Source organism: Micromonospora sp. WMMD712, from assembly GCF_029581295.1.
Lineage (GTDB): Bacteria > Actinomycetota > Actinomycetes > Mycobacteriales > Micromonosporaceae > Micromonospora > Micromonospora carbonacea.
The window spans coordinates 3,106,120-3,123,324 of record NZ_CP120743.1 but is presented as its reverse complement, the minus strand read 5'-3'; the positions used below and the strand labels follow the sequence as shown (position 1 = coordinate 3,123,324).

Here is a 17,205-nt window from a genome sequence, read left to right as displayed (position 1 = left end):
ATCGGCGGTCAGCCCGTCACCCCTGCCTAAGGCCCACGCCGCACCGCAGTTTCCGCAGGTCGCCGCAGACGGCGAGACCTGCTCACCGAGGTTGGTGAGTCGGGGAAACCGACCGGCTGCTGTGTCACAGTCTCCCGCGACGCGTCATGCGAGGCGGGTGCACCGAGGCCGCCCGGCCACCTGCTTGTCGACTCCGGGCAGTCCCGGCCTATCGAGGGAAGGAATCCATTGAGCGACACCACCGACGTGACGTCGGATGTTTCCAACGTCGCTGGCGATGCCACCGCGGCTGCCCCCACCCGTCGTCGGCGTAGCGGCACCGGGCTGTCGGCGATGCTCCTGCCGGAGCTCCAGAGCCTTGCCGCGTCGCTCGGCATCTCCGGCACGGCTCGCATGCGCAAGGGCGAGCTGATCAGCGCGATCTCCGAGCGGCAGGGCGGCGCCGCCGCCGGGACCCCTCGTCCACGGGCCGAGGCCACGGCCGCCGCCGCTCCGACCCGCGAGGAGGTGCGCGCCGAGGTCACCCAGGCCCCGTCGGGCGCCGAGCGGGCCCCGGCCGAGCCGACCGCCGCCCCGGCGGAGGGCCGGACCCGGACCCGGCGCAGCCGGGCCGTCTCGGCGGCCGAGTCCCGGCCCACCGAGGCCGAGACCCGGCCGGCGGAGCCCCGGGTCGAGGAGCCGCCGGCCGCCGCCACCGTTGTCGCCGAGCCCGCCGAGCGGGTCGAGGGGCGTCGGGAGCGGGGCAGCCGGGACCAGGCCGAGCGCGGCGAGCGGGTCGAGCGGACCGAGCGCGGCGAGCGGGCCGACCGCGGCGAGCGGGCCGAGCGCGGTGACCGGGCCGAGCGCGGTGACCGGGCCGAGCGCACCGACCGCACCGACCGCGGCGGGGACCGCAACGAGCGGGGCGACCGGTCCGAGCGGGCCGAGCGTGACCGCAACGACCGTGGCGAGCGGGCCGAGCGCGGCGACCGCAACGAGCGGGCCGACCGCAACGAGCGGACCGACCGTGGCGACCGCAACGACCGCAACGACCGGGGTCAGCGCGCCGAGCGGGACAACGGCGACGACGACGACGAGGGCGGCGGCCGGCGGGGCCGGCGCAGCCGCTTCCGCGACCGCCGCCGGGGCCGGGGCGAGCGCGGCGAGGGCGACGGCGCCGCCGGTGGCGGTGGCGGCGGGCGCGAGCCGCAGGTGAGCGAGGACGACGTGCTCGTCCCGGTCGCCGGCATCATCGACGTGCTCGACAACTACGCCTTCGTCCGGACCACCGGCTACCTGGCCGGCCCGAACGACGTCTACGTCTCGATGTCCCAGATCAAGAAGTACGGCCTGCGCCGGGGCGACGCGATCACCGGCGCGGTGCGGGCGGCCCGGGACGGCGAGCAGCGGCGGGACAAGTACAACCCGCTGGTGCGGCTCGACACGATCAACGGGATGGAGCCGGAGGAGGCCCGGCGGCGGCCGGAGTTCTACAAGCTCACCCCGCTCTACCCGCAGGAGCGGCTGCGGCTGGAGACGGAGCCGCACATCCTGACGACGCGGGTGATCGACCTGGTCATGCCGCTCGGCAAGGGCCAGCGGGCGCTGATCGTCTCGCCGCCGAAGGCGGGCAAGACGATGGTGCTCCAGGCGATCGCGAACGCCATCACGCACAACAACCCGGAGTGCCACCTGATGGTGGTGCTGGTGGACGAGCGGCCCGAAGAGGTCACCGACATGCAGCGGTCGGTGAAGGGCGAGGTCATCGCGGCCACGTTCGACCGCCCGCCGCAGGACCACACGACGGTGGCGGAGCTGGCGATCGAGCGGGCGAAGCGACTGGTCGAGCTGGGACACGACGTGGTCGTGCTGCTCGACTCGGTGACCCGGCTCGGTCGGTCGTACAACCTGGCGGCGCCGGCCTCCGGCCGGATCATGTCGGGTGGTATCGACTCCACCGCGCTCTACCCGCCGAAGCGCTTCCTGGGTGCGGCCCGCAACATCGAGAACGGCGGCTCGCTGACCATCCTCGCCACCGCGCTGGTGGAGACCGGTTCCATGGCGGACACGGTCATCTTCGAGGAGTTCAAGGGCACCGGCAACGCGGAGCTGAAGCTCGACCGGAAGATCGCCGACAAGCGCACCTTCCCGGCCGTGGACGTCAGCGCCTCGGGCACGCGCAAGGAGGAGATCCTGCTCGCGCCGGAGGAGCTGGCCATCATCCACAAGCTCCGCAAGGTGCTGCACTCGCTGGACTCGCAGGCGGCGCTCGACCTTCTGCTGGACCGGCTCAAGCAGTCCCGCACCAACATCGAGTTCCTGATGCAGATCGCGAAGTCCACACCGGGCGAGTGATCCGGTAGGCAGTACGCGCGGAAGGGCACGGCCGCTCACGGCCGTGCCCTTCCGCGCGGTGTGCGCCCCGTGCGTCGCGTGCCCCCTCCGCGCGCCCCGCGCCCCTGGCCCGGGTGGTGAGAAGGGGACCCTTCTCTACCGGATGCGTTAAGAAGGTGCCCTTCCTTGCACCCGGGGAATGCGGGAGGGGACCGGCACGTTGACGAAGCCGGACCTGCTGTGCGGCCCGCGCGAGGGGCCGGCTCACGCCCATGGCACACTGGTCAATCGGCCACCGGTTCCGGTTCACGCCCGATCCCGACGCACGTGTCGGGGCCGCACGGGCGACCCGGCGACCACCAAGCGAGAGGACCGAGGCGACATGAAGCCCAACATCCACCCGGAGTACACGACCACCGAGGTCACCTGCTCCTGCGGCAGCACCTTCACGACCCGCAGCACCGCCAAGGGCGGTTCCATCCACGTCGAGACCTGCAGCGCCTGCCACCCGTTCTACACCGGTAAGCAGCGCGTTCTCGACACGGCCGGCCGGGTCGCCAAGTTCCAGCAGAAGTACGCCAAGGTTCAGGCCAAGAAGGCCAAGTAGCTCCACGTTCGGCGCCCGCGTCCGGCTTCCCGCCGGGCGCGGGCGCTGTCCGTATTGCCCGCCTCCGTCCGGTACGTCGTCGTCGAAGGAGCACCCGAGCATGAGCAGCGAGCGGCTGGCGGCCCTCCTCGACGAGTACGCCGAGCTGGAGAAGCGCCTTGCGGACCCGGCGATCCACGCGGACCAGGGCGTCGCCCGCCGGGTGGGCCGCCGCTACGCCGAGCTGTCGCCCCTGCACAAGGCGGCCGGCGAGCTGGAGCAGGCCCGTGCCGACCTGGCCGCCGCCCGGGAGCTGGCCGCCGAGGACCCGTCCTTCGCCGGCGAGGCGGAGTCGATCGCCGCCGGGCTGCCCGCCCTGGAGGAGCGCCTCGCCGAGCTGCTGATCCCGCGCGACCCGCACGACGCCAAGGACGTGATCGTCGAGATCAAGGCCGGCGAGGGCGGCGAGGAGTCCGCCCTGTTCGCCGGGGACCTGCTGCGGATGTACACCCGGTACGCCGAGCGCCGTGGCTGGCTCACCGAGGTCATCGACGCGCAGGACTCCGACCTGGGCGGGGTCAAGGACGTCTCGCTGGCGATCAAGACCAAGGGCGTCCCGGAGGGCGGCAACGGGGTGTGGTCGCGGCTCAAGTGGGAGGGCGGCGTGCACCGGGTGCAGCGCGTACCCGTCACCGAGTCGCAGGGGCGCATCCACACCAGCGCCGCCGGGGTGCTGGTGCTGCCCGAGGCGGAGGACGTCGACGTCACCATCGACGCCAACGACCTGCGGATCGACGTGTTCCGCTCGTCGGGCCCGGGCGGGCAGTCGGTCAACACCACCGACTCGGCGGTGCGGATCACCCACGTGCCGACGGGGATCGTCGTCTCCTGCCAGAACGAGAAGTCGCAGCTGCAGAACCGGGAGCAGGCGATGCGCATCCTGCGGGCGCGGCTGCTGGCCGCCGCCCAGGAGCAGGCCGACGCCGCCGCCTCGGACGCCCGCAAGGCCCAGGTGCGCACCGTGGACCGCTCGGAGCGCATCCGCACGTACAACTTCCCGCAGAACCGGATCACCGACCACCGGATCGGCTACACGGCGTACAACCTCGACCTGGCCCTCGCCGGCGAGCTGGACGGCGTGCTGGACGCCCTGGCCGACGCGGACCGCGCGGCGCGGCTGGCCGGCGACCCGGAGCTGACCCGCCGCTGAGGCGTGCCGGCGGGGCTGCCGCCGCTCGCGGCCCCGGACCGTGCCGCCGGTGCGGGGCGGCCCGGACCGGGGATCAGCCGGCGCGCAGCCGGTTCTTCGCGGCGAGCATCTCCCGGTCGGCGGTCTCGAACGCCGCGCCGATCGCCCCGCGCAGGCCCGGGCCGTTGGCCTCGACCTCGGCGAAGCCGATGGTCACCCCGACCGGGGTGCCCGGCACCAGCGCCTCCCAGTCCTCCGTGCGCACCGCCGCCTCGATCCGGCGGGCCACGTCGGCCGCCTCGGCCATGCCCGCGCCGGACAACACCACCACGAACTCGTCGCCGCCGTAGCGGGCCACGAAGTCGCCCCGGCGCATGACCCGGTTGATCACCCCGGCGATGCGCTGGAGGACCAGGTCGCCGGAGTGGTGGCCGTGGCGGGTGTTGACCGCCTTGAAGCCGTCGAGGTCGCACACCCCGATCACCACCCGCTCCCCGCCGGCCACGACGGCCGCGATGTAGCGCTCCAGCCGGCGGCGGTTGGGCAGGCCGGTCAGCGGGTCGGTGAGCGCCTCGCCCTCGAACCGGGCCGCCTCCCGCCGCATCTCCTCGTGGTCGATCCGGGCGGCGATGCCGTCGATGTAGACGTCCCGCAGCCGGTCGTTGCGCTGCGCGGCGAGGCGGAACGCGTGCCGGTCGGCCCGGTGGGCCGCCGCGTGGTCGCCCGCCCGGGCGTACGCGATGCTGCGCAGCCGGGCCGGCTCCGCCGCGCCGAGGGTCTCGTTGGAGACCCGGGCGGTGTCGAGTCGGGTGATCGCCTCGATCGGGTTGCCGGCCGCGATGGCCAGGCAGACCTGGCCGAGCTGGCGCATGTCCCGGGCGCGGGCGCTGTCCGCGCCGTGGCCGAGCAGCCGGTTCGGGTCGGCGTCGGCGGCGGTCTCCACCCGGTCGCCGAGGGCGGCCCGTCGGGCGGCGGCGTAGCCGTACGCGGCCAGGCTGCTCGGGCGCAGCTCCTCGGCGCGCCCGCCGCGCAGGAACCGGCCCAGGTCGGCGGCGACGTCCCGCAGCACCCGCAGGCAGCCGTCGCTGTCGCCGTTGTGGTCGAGGGCGACCGCGTTGCGCAGCCGGATGCCGGGCGCGGCGAACGTCTCCTCGGGGATGCCGGCGGCCAGCCCGAGCTGGCGGGCGCGCTCGATCGCGCCGAGCGCGTACCCGTGGAAGCTGAGGTAGGAGTAGGCCATCGCCAGGTCGTGCCAACCCCAGGCGGTGTCCCGGTCCGGGTCCTCGACCGCGCCCAGCGCCCGGGCCGCCTTCACCAGGTGGGTGACGCACCGGTCGAGCGCCCCCTGATGGTGGGCGGCGAGCGCGGCCAGCGCGTTGAGGTGCCCGTGCAGGTAGGGCTCGGCGAGGTCCCGTACGGCGGCGGACGCCTCCTCGATGGCCCGGGTGTATTCGGCGGTGCGGCCGAGATTGATCAACGCGGAGAGGCGCTGCACGAGCGCGTCGGCCCGGGCGTACTGGTCGTCCGTGCTGCGGATCACGCCGTCGAGCAGGAGGCAGGACTCGGCGGAGCGACTCACCTCCTGCAGGGCGCGTGCCCGTGTCAGGACGTCAACCTGGTCGTTGACCCGGTTGAGCCATCCCACCCGCGACCTCCCTGTCGGTGTGTGCACACGGAGGCACCAACTCGTGGCGCGGGCCCGCGACGCTTCATGATTATGTCGTGACCTCCCGTCCGCAACACCCGTCCGAAGGGTCAGAACGCCTCAGGCCCACGGTGGCGGTGGCCCGCGCCGCCCGCGTCCTCGCCGCGGCGGGGATCGATGCCCCCCGCGCCGAGGCCGAGCTGCTCGCCGCGCACGTGCTGGGCGTGCCCCGGGGGCGGCTGGCGCTGGCCGACGGCCTCGCCCCCGACCAGCTCGACCGGTACGACGACCTGGTCGCCAGGCGGGCCACCCGCGAGCCCCTCCAGCACCTCACCGGCACGGCCGCCTTCCGGCACCTGGAGCTGGCGGTCGGCCCCGGCGTCTTCGTGCCCCGCCCGGAGACGGAGCTGCTCGCCGGCTGGGGCGTCGACCAGGCCCGGCTCCGGTCCGGCGGCGGAGGGCCGTCGGTCCCGGGCGGCTCGTCGGCCCCGGGCGGGTCGGTGGCCGGCGCGGCGCCGCTGGCCGCCGGGAGCCCGCTGGTCGTCGACCTGTGCAGCGGGTCGGGGGCGATCGCCCTCGCCGTGGCCCAGGAGACGCCCGCCGCCCGGGTGGTGGCCGTGGAGCGGTCCCCGGCGGCGCTGGCGTGGCTGCGGCGCAACGCGGCCGACCGGGCCGCCGCCGGGGACCGCCCGGTGGAGGTGGTGGCCGCCGACGTCACCGACCCGGGCCTGCTGGGCGGCCTGGAGGGGCGGGTGGACGTGCTGCTGTGCAACCCGCCGTACGTGCCGAGGGCGGTCGAGGTGCCCCCGGAGGTGGCGGCGCACGACCCGGACGAGGCGGTCTTCGGCGGGGCGGACGGGTTGGACGTGATCCGGCCGGTGCTGGCCCGGGCCGCGCTGCTGCTCCGCCCCGGCGGGGTGCTCGGCGTCGAGCACGACGACACGCACGGCGCGGCGGTGCCCGCGCTGCTGGCCGCCGACGGCCGGTACGAGGCGGTCGAGGAGCACCGGGACCTGGCCGGCCGGCCCCGGTTCGCCACCGCCCGCCGCCGGCTGCCGGCCGCCGCCCGCTGACCGCGCGCCGCCGGTTGCCGGCCCGCCCCTCGGTTGCCGCGCGCCGCCGGTTGCCGGCCGCCCGCCGCGCCTCGCGGAGGCGGTCGCATCCGGACCTGTGGGACCCGTTCACGCCGACGACGCCGACCGGGCCGGGGCGTGGCAGACTGACTTCTCGTGATGCTCTACGACTGTCGGTCGCTCGCCGACCGGGACCGCGGCATCGCCGCTGCCATCGAGGCCGTCAAGAACGGCGAGCTGGTCGTCCTGCCGACGGACACGGTCTACGGGATCGGCGCGGACGCCTTCACCCCGTACGCGGTGCGGGCGCTCTCGGACGCCAAGGGCGGCACCCGGCAGGCGCCCCCGGTGCTGATCGGGTCCCGGCACACCCTCGACGGCCTGGTCTTCACGCTGCCCCGGTCGGCCCGCGACCTGGTCGAGGCGTTCTGGCCGGGCGCGCTCACGATCATCGTGGAGCACTCGCCGAGCCTGTCGTGGGACCTCGGCGACGAGACGGGCAGCGGCACGGTCGCGGTGCGGATGCCGCTGCACCCGGTGGCCCTGGAGGTGCTGCGGGAGACCGGGCCGATGGCGGTGGCGTCGGCCAACAAGGTGGGCCAGCCGGCTGCGGTGACCGCCGAGGCGGCCCGGGAACAGCTCGGCTACACGGTGCGGGCCTACCTGGAGGCGGGGGCGTGCCCCGACCCGGTGCCGAGCACCATCGTCGACCTCACCGGCGAGACGCCGACGCTGGTGCGCGCCGGGGCGATCCCGGTCGAGCAGCTGCGCGACGTCGTGCCGGACCTCGTCGAGAGCCGGGTGGGCTGAGTGCCGCCGTTCACCGTCCTGCACGTCTGCATGGGGAACATCTGCCGCTCGCCGATGGCGGAGCGGCTGCTGGCGCTGGCCGTCCGCGAGCGGCTGGCGCGGCGGGGCGTCGACCCGGCCGACGCCGACGCGCTGCTGCACAGCCACAGCGCCGGCACCGGGGGGTGGCACGCGGGCGAGGAGATGAACCCGCCGGCCGCCCGTCAGCTGGCCGCCCGGGGCGGCGACGTGGCCGGCTTCGCCGCCCGCAAGCTGCGCTCCGACCTCATCGACGCGGCCGACCTGGTGCTCACCGCCACCGCAGACCAGCAGGAGTACGTGGTGGCGCTGCGCCCCGACGCCGCGTCCCGCACGTTCGTGCTCGGCGAGTTCGGCCGGCTGCTGGCGGCCGTGGACGCCGCCGGGCTGCCTCCGGCCGACGCCACCGGCGACGCCGTGTACGCCCGGGGGGTGGCCCTGGTCGCCGCCGTGCACGCCGCCCGGGAGGGCGCGGCCCCGCTGCACACCGACGACCTCGACGACCCGTGGGGGCGCGGCGACCAGTGCTTCAGCCGGGTCGCCGACGAGATCGAGGAGACCGTTCACCCGCTGGCCGCCGCACTGCTGCCCTGAGCCGGTTCCTTCCGCTGGCGCGGCGGGGGCGGGGCACGTCGCGTCGCGTGTCTTTCTCGCGAATTTCGTACCCCTTTGGGGAAAAGCGGCGGGGTCAGCCGCCGTCCGGGTCATTCTGAACGGGTCCGTACCTGACCGGCTCCTGCGGGGAGAGCTGATGATCCGGGCCCGTCGTCTCCACAAGCTCATGACCATCGTGCTGGCCGGCGTGCTCGCCGGGTTGGCGCTCGCCGTGGCGGCGCTGCCGGCCGCCCTGGTCTTCGGGATCGGCATCCGGGGCATCACCGAGCCGTGGTCGGAGCTGCCGGCGTCGCTGCTCACGCCGCCCACGGCGCAACGGTCCACCCTCTACGCCGACGACGGCCGCACCCTGATCACGTCCTTCTACACCGAGGACCGGGTCGACGTGCCGCTGGCCCAGGTGGCGCCGGCGATGCGCCAGGCCGTCGTCGCCGCCGAGGACGTGCGCTTCTACGAGCACAAGGGCGTGGACCCGCGTGGCGTCGTCCGGGCGTTCACCGCCAACCGGCGCGACGGCGCGCCCCGGCAGGGCGCGTCGACCCTGACCATGCAGTACGTGCGCAACGTGCTGGCCGGCGACCCCGCCCTCACCGAGGAGCAGCGGGCCAAGGCCACCGAGGTCACCCTCACCCGCAAGGTCAAGGAGATGCGGTACGCCCTGGCGCTGGAGCGCGAGCTCAGCAAGGACCAGATCCTCGCCGGCTACCTCAACATCGCCTACTTCGGCGCCGGCGCCTACGGGGTGGGCGCCGCCAGCAAACGCTACTTCTCGAAGACACCGGCGAAGCTCACCCTGGCCGAGTCGGCCCTGCTGGCCGGCCTGGTCCGCTCGCCGGACACCGACGACCCGATCAACGGCGACGCCGACGCGGCGTTGGCCCGCCGGGCGTACGTGCTGGACCGGATGGTCGAGACCGGCCAGGTCGCGCCCGAGGCGGCCGCGGCGGCGAAGGCCGAGCCGCTCAAGCTGAAGCCCAGCGCCACGCCGAACGACTGCACGGCCGTCCCGCAGGAGCACAACGACTGGGGCTTCTTCTGCGACTGGTTCACCCGCTGGTGGGGCGAGCAGCCGGCGTTCGGCGCCACCGCCGACGAGCGGCAGCGCACCCTGCGCCGGGGCGGCTTCCGGATCGTCACCTCGCTCGACCCGGCGGTGCAGCGGACCGCCACCGAGCAGGTGCGCGACGTCTACGCCGTCGACGACCCCCGCGTCGCGCCGACCGCCGTGGTGCAGCCCGGCACCGGCCGGGTGCTCGCCCTCGCGGTGAACCGCAACTACAGCGTCGAGGAGAACCCGCAGGGCTGGCGCAACCGCCCGAACACGGTCAACCAGCTCGTCGCCGGGGGCGGCGCGATCAACGGGTACCAGGCCGGGTCGACGTTCAAGATCTTCGCGGTGCTCGCGGCGCTGGAGGCGGGCCTGCCGCTGGACACCCTGTTCGACGCGCCGTCCCGCATCGTCACCCGCTTCCCGGTGACCGGCGGCACCGCCGACTGCCGGGGCCGCTGGTGCCCGGTCAACGCCGACCCGCTCGGGATGGACGGCTACCGGACCATGTGGGACGCGTTCGGCCGGTCGGTGAACACCTACTTCGCCTGGCTCACCGAGCGGGTCGGCGCGGACCGGGTGGTGGAGATGGCCGAACGGCTCGGCATCCGGCTGCGCGCCGAGCCCGACGCCAGGATGGCCCGCTACGGCGCGCGGGACTGGGGCCCGTTCACGCTGGGCGTCGCCGCGACCACCCCGCTCGACCTCGCCGGGGCGTACGCGGCGGTGGCCGCCGAGGGGATGTGGTGCGCGCCCACGCCGGTGGTGCGGATCCTCGACGCCGCCGGACGGGAGGTCGCCGCCGGACGCCCGGACTGCCGGCAGGTGCTCGACACGGACGTGGCCCGGGGCGCGGCCGACGCGGCCCGGTGCCCGGTCGGCGACCAGTCGATGTACGGCGGCTGCGCCGGCGGCACCGCCCCGGACCTGCGCGCCCGGCTGGGGCGGCCGGTGGCCGGCAAGACCGGCAGCTCGGAGGGGAACGGCACGGAGACCGTCGTCGCGTTCACGCCGCAGCTCGCCGTCGCCTCGATCGCCGCGAACCCGGACGATCCCCGCGACGCGGTCGGCCGGGCGGTCCAGGCCCAACTGGTCGACGTGGTGGGGCGCATCCTCTACGACACCCTCCAGGGCCAGCCGGTGCGTGACTTCGTCCCGCCGAGCGAGTCGGTGGCCCGACACGCCACGGCCCCTCGCGCCGGCAACTGACCGCCCGCCACCGCCCAGCGGTCAGCTCCGCAGGGCGCGCGAAGGGTCGTCGGCCGCCGACGGGAGGGCTTCCGCGCCCCGGGCGATGTTCCTCGCCATGCCGCCGAAGACGATCGCGTGGAAGGGCAACACCGCGCCCCAGTACGCGTGCCCGGGCAGACCCCTCGGCAGGAAGACCGCCCGCTGGACGTACCGGCTGACGCCGTCGCCGGCCGGCTCGGCGCGCATCTCCAGCCAGGCCCGGCCGGGCAGCCGCATCTCGGCGCGCAGCCGCAGCAGCTCGCCCGGGACGATCTCCTCGACCCGCCAGAAGTCCAGCGCCTCGCCGACCCGCAGCCGGTGCGGGTCGCGCCGGCCCCGGCGCAGCCCCACCCCGCCGACCAGCCGGTCCAGCCAGCCACGCACCGCCCAGGCGAGCGGGAACGAGTACCAGCCGTGCTCGCCGCCGACGCCCTCGATCACCCGCCACAGCGCGTCGGCCGGGGCGTGCACGGCGCGTTCCCGCACGTCGGTGTAGGCCGTGCCGCCGGACCACTTCGGGTCGCTGGGCAGCGGCTCGGCCGGGGCGTCCGGCCCGCTCGCGGTGGACCAGCGGGTCTCCACCTGCGCGTCGCGGACCCGGGTGAGCGCCAGCTCGACCGCCCGGTCGAAGCCGGTCAGCCCGCCGGGCGGGTCCGGGACGTACGCCGCGATGTCGTGCTCGTGGGCGACCGCCTCGTGGACCAGGCTCTCGACCAGCGGCCGGGCGATCGCGTTGGGCACGGGGGTGATCAGGCCGACCCAGTGCGACGACAGCGACGGGGTCAGCGGCCGGACCGGCAGGATGATCCGCCGGCGCAGCCCGGCCACCCGGGCGTAGCGCTGCATCATGTCGCCGAAGGTGAGCACGTCGGGTCCGCCGATGTCGAACGCCCGGTCGACGTGCGGCGGCAGCGTGGCGCAGCCGACCAGGTAGTGCAGCACGTCCCGCACGGCGATCGGTTGGATCCGGTTGCGCACCCAGCGCGGGGTGACCATGGCGGGCAGCCGCTCGGTGAGGTGGCGCAGCATCTCGAACGACGCCGAGCCGGACCCGATGATCACCGCCGCCCGGAGCACCACCGTGGGCACCCCGCTGTCGAGCAGGATCCGGCCGACCTCGGCCCGGGACCGCAGGTGCGCCGACGGGAGCCCGTCGTCGGCTTTCGGCTCGGGGCCGCCGAGGTAGACGATCCGGCGTACGCCCGCGGCGCGCGCCGCGTCGGCGAAGGCGACCGCCGCCTCCCGGTCGGCGGCCTCGAAGCCGGCCTGCCCCAGCGAGTGCACCAGGTAGTAGGCGACGTCCACGTCCGCGAACGCGGCCGGCAGGGTCTCCGGCCGGCGCAGGTCGCCCTCGGCGATCTCGGCCCGCGCGGCCCACGGCACGTCGCGCAGCCGACCGGCGTGCCGGGCCAGGCAGCGCACCTGGTGCCCCTCGGCGAGCAGCAGGGGCGCGAGCCGCCCGCCGATGTACCCGGTCGCGCCGGTGACGAGGCATCTCACGGCCTCCAGTGTGCGGCTCCGTAGACTCGTTCGCTGTGGAGAACGCGAGGAGCACCTTCCGGGGGCCGGAGCACCCCCGTGGCTGAGCCCGGGGTGGCCGCGGAGCCGGCGGCCGACGACCGGGGTTGGCGGCTGCGCCACCTGCCGGTGCTGCTGGCCGTCTCGGCCGCGGTGGCGGCGCTGGGCGCGGCGGCCGGCGGCGTCCTCGGCGGGGCCGACGCGGCGCTCGGCGTGGCGGCCGGTGTCGCGGTCACGGTGGCCAGCTACGTCCTCACCACCGTGGTCCTGGCCTGGGCGGACGCGCGTAACCCGCAGCTCGTGCTGCCGTTCGGGGTGGGCCTGTACGTCGCGAAGTTCACCCTCCTGGGTGGCGTGATGGTGGCGGTCGCCTCGACGGGCTGGGCGGGCGTGGTCCCGCTCTGCCTGGGCATCGCCGTCGGCGTGGTCGTCTGGACCGGCGCGCACATCTGGTGGATCAGCACGGTGCACGCGCGCCGGAGCAGGGGCTGAGGTTCCAGCGTCCCACGTTTCGGTACGACGCGCGATTGTGTCCGACACCGGTCGTTCATTCGGTGGCGCAAGGGGAGTAGCGTGCCCACAGACGACGCGCCCGCCCGACGCCCACACAACCACGGTTGTGCGGGGGGTGAGGCACAGCCTCGTTTCTCCGACTGATATCGTTCGCCCCGTCATGGCTGGTGACCAAAACCCCCGACCCAGCGGCGGCCCGGACGACATTCCGACCGGTGCCGGCCAGGGTTGGACCGCGCTCTCGTACCTCATCGGGGGCATGCTCGTCTGGGGTTTCATCGGCTGGCTGGTCGACCAGTGGCTCGACACCGGCGGCATCGCCACCGGGATCGGCGTCGTGCTCGGCATGGCCGGGGGGATCATCCTGGTCGTCCGCCGACTCGGCACGCCTACTTAGGAAGGGACGCGGTGTTCGGACAGGCGAACGTCCTGGCAGCGGGCCAGGCGGCATTCCCACCCAGCGTGGAGGACTTCTACCTGCCCAGCATCCTGCCCTGGGGTGCGCACGACTCCTACTGGTTCACCAAGATCACGGCCATGGTCTGGATCGCCGTCGGCGTCCTGATCATCTTCTTCCTGGCCTCCTACCGGAAGCCGCAGCTCGTGCCGACGAAGAAGCAGTGGCTCGCCGAGTCCATCTACGGCTTCGTGCGCAACAACATCGCCGTCGACATGATCGGGCACGCGGGGGTGCGGTTCGCGCCGTACTTCACGACGCTGTTCTGCTTCATCCTGCTGACGAACTTCTTCGCGATCGTGCCGCTGTTCCAGATCTCGCCGAACTCGCACATCGCCTTCCCGGCCTTCCTCGCCGTGATCAGCTACGTGATGTTCATCTGGGTGGGCATCCGGCACCACGGTTTCGGCAAGTTCGTCAAGAACTCCCTGATCCCGCCGGCGCCGTGGTACATCCTGCCGCTGCTGATCCCGATCGAGTTCTTCTCGACCTTCCTGGTCCGGCCGTTCTCGCTGGCCGTCCGTCTCTTCGCGAACATGTTCGCCGGCCACATGCTCCTGCTGGTCTTCACGCTCGGCGGGTTCGCGATGCTCAGCGCCAACGCCTGGCTGGCCCCGGTCTCGGTGCTCTCGTGGGTGATGACCATCGCGCTCACCTTCCTCGAGTTCCTGGTCATCTGCCTGCAGGCCTACGTCTTCACGGTGCTCACCGCCAGCTACGTGCAGGGCGCGCTCGCCGACGAGCACTGATCAACCTCGTACCACCCGTTGTCGTCCCGCGTGAGAGTCACGCGTGATAACCAGGAGGAACCCACTAATGGACTTCATCGCCGCGGTAGAGGGCAGCACCGCCGCCATCGGCTACGGTCTCGCGGCCATCGGCCCGGGCATCGGTGTCGGCCTGGTCTTCGCCGCCTACATCCAGTCGACCGCCCGGCAGCCGGAGTCGTCCCGGATGACCCTGCCGTACGTCTGGATCGGCTTCGCCGTCATCGAGGCGCTCGCGCTGCTCGGCATCGCCTTCGGCTTCATCTGGCAGGGCCAGCTCTAATCCCCGCCCCCCTTTGACCGGGAGGTCTCCCATGTACCTGCTCGCCGCAGAGGGTGGTGAGTCGACGCACAACCCGATCATCCCGATCTGGCAGGAGATCGTGGTCGGTGGCGTCGCCTTCATCCTGCTCTGCATCGTGCTGATGAAGTTCGTCTTCCCGCGCATGGAGCAGACGTTCCAGGCCCGGGTCGACGCGATCGAGGGTGGCATCAAGCGTGCCGAGGCCGCCCAGGCCGAGGCCAACCAGCTCCTTGAGCAATACCGCGCGCAGCTCGCCGAGGCGCGCACCGACGCCGCGAAGATCCGGGACGACGCCCGGGCCGACGCGGAGGGCATCCGGCAGGACATCCTCGCCAAGGCGCGGGAGGAGTCCGACCGCATCATCGCCGCCGGCAAGGAGCAGCTCGCCGCCGAGCGGGCCACCATCGTGCGCGAGCTGCGCACGGAGGTCGGCACGATCGCGGTCGACCTGGCCAGCAAGATCGTCGGTGAGTCGCTGGCCGACGAGGCCCGCCGCAAGGGCACCGTCGACCGCTTCCTCAGCGACCTCGAGAGCGCGGGGGCCCGCTGATGCAGGCCGCCAGCCGGGAGTCGTACCAGGCCGCGACCGAGCGCCTGGCGGCGTACGCGCGGGGTGCGGAGCCGTCGGCGGTGGCCGCCACCGCCGACGACCTGCTCGCCGTCGCCGGCCTGCTGCGGCGCGAGCCGCGGCTGCGCCGGGCGCTGTCCGACCCGGCCCGGCCGGGCGCGGACCGCGCCGGGCTGCTGGGGGAGATGCTCCGGGGCAAGGTCGGCGCGGACGCGCTCGACCTGCTCACCGGGCTGGTCTCCGGCCGGTGGTCGGCGCCGTCGGAGCTGCTCGACGGTGTCGAGCGCCTCGGCGTGGAGGCGCTGCTGGCCAGCGCCGACGCGGCCGGCGACCTGGGCGAGGTCGAGGACGAGCTGTTCCGCTTCGGCCAGGTGGTCGCCGGCCAGCCCGCGCTGTCGGCGGCGCTGTCCGACCCGGTCGCCCCGGCCGAGCGACGGGCCGAGCTGGCCCGCGAGCTGCTCGCCGGCAAGGCCCGCCCGGTCACCGTCCGCCTCGTCGAGGTGGCGCTGAACGGGTTCGGCGGGCGCTCCTTCACCGGCTCGCTGACCCGGCTGGTCGAGCTGACCGCCGACCGGCGGGACCGGCAGGTCGCGTACGTGACCGTGGCGGCCCCGTTGAGCGACGAGGACGAGCGCCGGCTCGGTGCCCGCCTCTCCGCGATGTACGGTCGGGAGGTCTCCGTCAAGCAGACGGTCGACCCCTCGGTCCTCGGCGGCGTCAGCGTCCGGGTCGGGTCCGACCTGTACGACGGCACCGTCCTGCGCCGCCTCAACGAGACCCGCAACGCGCTCGCGAAGCGCTGACCGGCGTCCCGCTGGCACACCGCGAACGCCTGGATTGACAGACGCCATTCGGACCGGTCGGTACTAGGTATCCCCGGGCCCCTGATACTTAAGGAAGCAGAGGATGGCCGAGCTGACCATCTCGACGGAGGAGATCCGCGGCGCCCTGGAGCGCTACGTCTCCTCCTACTCGCCCGACGTCTCCCGCGAGGAGGTCGGCACCGTCGCCGACACCGGCGACGGCATCGCCCACGTCGAGGGCCTGCCCTCGACCATGACCAACGAGCTCCTGGAGTTCGAGGACGGCACGCTCGGCGTGGCGCTGAACCTCGACGTCCGGGAGATCGGCGTCGTCGTTCTCGGTGACTCCGCCAAGCTCGAAGAGGGCCAGCGCGTCAAGCGCACCGGCCGGGTGCTCTCGGTGCCGGTCGGCGACGCCTTCCTCGGCCGCGTGGTCAACGCGCTCGGCCAGCCGATCGACGGCCTCGGCGACATCGCCAACGAGGGCTTCCGCGAGCTGGAGCTCCAGGCCCCGAACGTGATGGCCCGGCAGTCCGTCGACGAGCCGCTGCAGACCGGTATCAAGGCGGTCGACGCCATGACCCCGATCGGCCGGGGCCAGCGGCAGCTGATCATCGGTGACCGCAAGACCGGCAAGACCACGGTCGCCCTGGACACCATCCTCAACCAGCGGGACAACTGGCGCTCCGGCGACCCGAAGAAGCAGGTCCGCTGCATCTACGTCGCCATCGGCCAGAAGGCCTCCACGATCGCCTCGATCAAGGGCATCCTGGAGGAGGCGGGCGCGATGGAATACACCACCATCGTGGCCTCCCCGGCGTCCGACCCGGCCGGCTTCAAGTACCTCGCGCCCTACACCGGCTCGTCCATCGGGCAGCACTGGATGTACGGCGGCAAGCACGTCCTCATCGTCTTCGACGACCTGAGCAAGCAGGCCGAGGCGTACCGCGCCGTGTCGCTGCTGCTGCGCCGCCCGCCGGGCCGCGAGGCGTACCCGGGTGACGTCTTCTACCTGCACTCCCGGCTGCTGGAGCGCTGCGCGAAGCTCTCCGACGAGCTGGGCGGCGGCTCGATGACCGGCCTGCCGATCATCGAGACGAAGGCCAACGACATCTCGGCCTTCATCCCGACCAACGTCATCTCCATCACCGACGGCCAGATCTTCCTGGAGACGGACCTGTTCAACCAGGGCGTCCGGCCGGCCATCAACGTCGGCACCTCGGTCTCCCGGGTCGGCGGCGCCGCCCAGGTGAAGCCGATGAAGAAGGTCGCCGGCTCGCTGCGGCTCAACCTCGCCCAGTTCCGTGAGCTGGAGGCGTTCGCCGCCTTCGCCTCCGACCTGGACAAGGCCTCCCGCGCCCAGCTGGAGCGCGGTTCCCGCCTGGTCGAGCTGCTCAAGCAGCCGAACTACTCGCCGTTCCCGGTGCAGGAGCAGGTCGTCTCCGTCTGGGCCGGCACCGAGGGCAAGCTCGACGACATCCCCGTCGGCGAGGTCCGCCGGTTCGAGTCCGAGTTCCTCCAGTACCTGCGGCACAAGCACGAGGGCACCCTCGCGGCGATCGCCGACAACAAGTGGGACGACGAGGTGATCTCCTCCCTCGACCAGGCCATCGTGAGCTTCAAGCAGACGTTCCTGGGCAAGGAGGACGAGCCCCGGATCAACGAGGCCCCGGCCGCCCCGCTGGAGGGTGACGTGGACCGCGAGACGGTGACCCGCTACCGCGACAACGCCGAGAAGCAGTAGGGCT

Annotated in this window: 16 protein-coding genes; 14 read left to right on the top strand and 2 right to left on the bottom strand. The window is 73.7% G+C overall.

All coding sequences use genetic code 11. The features are described from left to right. Window positions 1-228 precede the first annotated feature (228 nt). The 3 genes from rho (at window position 229) to prfA (ending at window position 4,109) form a co-directional block, all read left to right on the top strand. Complete coding sequence (gene rho / locus O7633_RS13205) at window positions 229-2,334, top strand: transcription termination factor Rho (RefSeq protein ID WP_282328033.1); 2,106 nt, start codon at window positions 229-231, stop codon at window positions 2,332-2,334. Between the two features lie 361 nt (window positions 2,335-2,695). Next, complete coding sequence (gene rpmE, locus O7633_RS13200) at window positions 2,696-2,920, top strand: 50S ribosomal protein L31 (RefSeq protein WP_043966028.1); 225 nt, start codon at window positions 2,696-2,698, stop codon at window positions 2,918-2,920. 100 nt (window positions 2,921-3,020) lie between these two features. Further along, window positions 3,021-4,109 carry a peptide chain release factor 1 gene (gene prfA / locus O7633_RS13195; RefSeq protein WP_074472761.1) on the top strand — a complete coding sequence of 363 codons (1,089 nt, stop codon included), beginning with the start codon at window positions 3,021-3,023 and terminating at the stop codon, window positions 4,107-4,109. 73 nt (window positions 4,110-4,182) lie between these two features. On the opposite strand, the gene O7633_RS13190 is transcribed toward prfA, so the two are convergent. After that, the gene (locus tag O7633_RS13190; RefSeq protein WP_074472762.1) at window positions 4,183-5,733 is read right to left on the bottom strand and encodes a GGDEF domain-containing protein; all 1,551 of its coding nucleotides are present in this window, start codon (window positions 5,731-5,733) and stop codon (window positions 4,183-4,185) included. Window positions 5,734-5,810: 77 nt separating this feature from the next. On the opposite strand from O7633_RS13190, the gene prmC reads away from it, so the two are divergent. From prmC to O7633_RS13170, 4 genes are all read left to right on the top strand, one after another. After that, entirely contained in the window at window positions 5,811-6,806 is a 996-nt protein-coding gene (gene prmC, locus O7633_RS13185) for a peptide chain release factor N(5)-glutamine methyltransferase (protein WP_282328032.1), read from the top strand. Between the two features lie 159 nt (window positions 6,807-6,965). After that, the gene (locus O7633_RS13180) at window positions 6,966-7,616 is read left to right on the top strand and encodes an L-threonylcarbamoyladenylate synthase (RefSeq protein ID WP_178066251.1); all 651 of its coding nucleotides are present in this window, start codon (window positions 6,966-6,968) and stop codon (window positions 7,614-7,616) included. Next, window positions 7,617-8,228, top strand: coding sequence for a phosphotyrosine protein phosphatase (locus O7633_RS13175; RefSeq protein WP_278129064.1), 612 nt, complete (start codon window positions 7,617-7,619; stop codon window positions 8,226-8,228). A gap of 157 nt (window positions 8,229-8,385) precedes the next feature. Then, window positions 8,386-10,506, top strand: coding sequence for a transglycosylase domain-containing protein (locus O7633_RS13170; RefSeq protein WP_282328031.1), 2,121 nt, complete (start codon window positions 8,386-8,388; stop codon window positions 10,504-10,506). A gap of 21 nt (window positions 10,507-10,527) precedes the next feature. Here O7633_RS13170 and O7633_RS13165 read toward each other — a convergent pair whose 3' ends face one another. After that, window positions 10,528-12,027 (bottom strand): SDR family oxidoreductase, encoded by a 1,500-nt coding sequence (locus O7633_RS13165; protein ID WP_282328030.1) that lies wholly within the window; start codon window positions 12,025-12,027, stop codon window positions 10,528-10,530. Between the two features lie 78 nt (window positions 12,028-12,105). Here O7633_RS13165 and O7633_RS13160 point away from each other — a divergent pair, with 78 nt between their 5' ends. The 7 genes from O7633_RS13160 to atpA all read left to right on the top strand — a co-directional run bounded on the left by O7633_RS13160 (window position 12,106) and on the right by atpA (window position 17,201). Further along, window positions 12,106-12,537, top strand: coding sequence for a hypothetical protein (locus O7633_RS13160; protein WP_282328029.1), 432 nt, complete (start codon window positions 12,106-12,108; stop codon window positions 12,535-12,537). A 181-nt stretch (window positions 12,538-12,718) separates the two neighbouring features. Beyond that, window positions 12,719-12,955: an AtpZ/AtpI family protein gene (locus O7633_RS13155; protein WP_074472880.1), complete on the top strand. Its 237-nt coding sequence runs from the start codon at window positions 12,719-12,721 to the stop codon at window positions 12,953-12,955. Between the two features lie 11 nt (window positions 12,956-12,966). Continuing rightward, the gene (gene atpB / locus O7633_RS13150; RefSeq protein ID WP_282328028.1) at window positions 12,967-13,764 is read left to right on the top strand and encodes a F0F1 ATP synthase subunit A; all 798 of its coding nucleotides are present in this window, start codon (window positions 12,967-12,969) and stop codon (window positions 13,762-13,764) included. 67 nt (window positions 13,765-13,831) lie between these two features. Beyond that, on the top strand, window positions 13,832-14,065 hold the full coding sequence (locus tag O7633_RS13145) for an ATP synthase F0 subunit C (protein ID WP_178066246.1): 234 nt from the start codon (window positions 13,832-13,834) through the stop codon (window positions 14,063-14,065). 31 nt (window positions 14,066-14,096) lie between these two features. Continuing rightward, on the top strand, window positions 14,097-14,636 hold the full coding sequence (locus O7633_RS13140) for a F0F1 ATP synthase subunit B (RefSeq protein WP_278129050.1): 540 nt from the start codon (window positions 14,097-14,099) through the stop codon (window positions 14,634-14,636). Next, on the top strand, window positions 14,636-15,457 hold the full coding sequence (locus O7633_RS13135) for a F0F1 ATP synthase subunit delta (protein ID WP_282328027.1): 822 nt from the start codon (window positions 14,636-14,638) through the stop codon (window positions 15,455-15,457). Before O7633_RS13140 ends, O7633_RS13135 begins: the two co-directional genes overlap by 1 nt. 103 nt (window positions 15,458-15,560) lie before the next feature. Next, window positions 15,561-17,201: a F0F1 ATP synthase subunit alpha gene (gene atpA, locus O7633_RS13130; RefSeq protein ID WP_178066244.1), complete on the top strand. Its 1,641-nt coding sequence runs from the start codon at window positions 15,561-15,563 to the stop codon at window positions 17,199-17,201. Window positions 17,202-17,205: the final 4 nt, after the last annotated feature.

Coding starts and splice junctions, on each gene's coding strand:
- rpmE (WP_043966028.1), top strand. CDS start 2,696: ATGAAGCCCAACATCCACCCGGAGTACACGACCACCGAGGTCACCTGC.
- prfA (WP_074472761.1), top strand. CDS start 3,021: ATGAGCAGCGAGCGGCTGGCGGCCCTCCTCGACGAGTACGCCGAGCTG.
- O7633_RS13180 (WP_178066251.1), top strand. CDS start 6,966: ATGCTCTACGACTGTCGGTCGCTCGCCGACCGGGACCGCGGCATCGCC.
- O7633_RS13170 (WP_282328031.1), top strand. CDS start 8,386: ATGATCCGGGCCCGTCGTCTCCACAAGCTCATGACCATCGTGCTGGCC.
- O7633_RS13155 (WP_074472880.1), top strand. CDS start 12,719: ATGGCTGGTGACCAAAACCCCCGACCCAGCGGCGGCCCGGACGACATT.
- O7633_RS13145 (WP_178066246.1), top strand. CDS start 13,832: ATGGACTTCATCGCCGCGGTAGAGGGCAGCACCGCCGCCATCGGCTAC.
- O7633_RS13140 (WP_278129050.1), top strand. CDS start 14,097: ATGTACCTGCTCGCCGCAGAGGGTGGTGAGTCGACGCACAACCCGATC.
- O7633_RS13135 (WP_282328027.1), top strand. CDS start 14,636: ATGCAGGCCGCCAGCCGGGAGTCGTACCAGGCCGCGACCGAGCGCCTG.
- atpA (WP_178066244.1), top strand. CDS start 15,561: ATGGCCGAGCTGACCATCTCGACGGAGGAGATCCGCGGCGCCCTGGAG.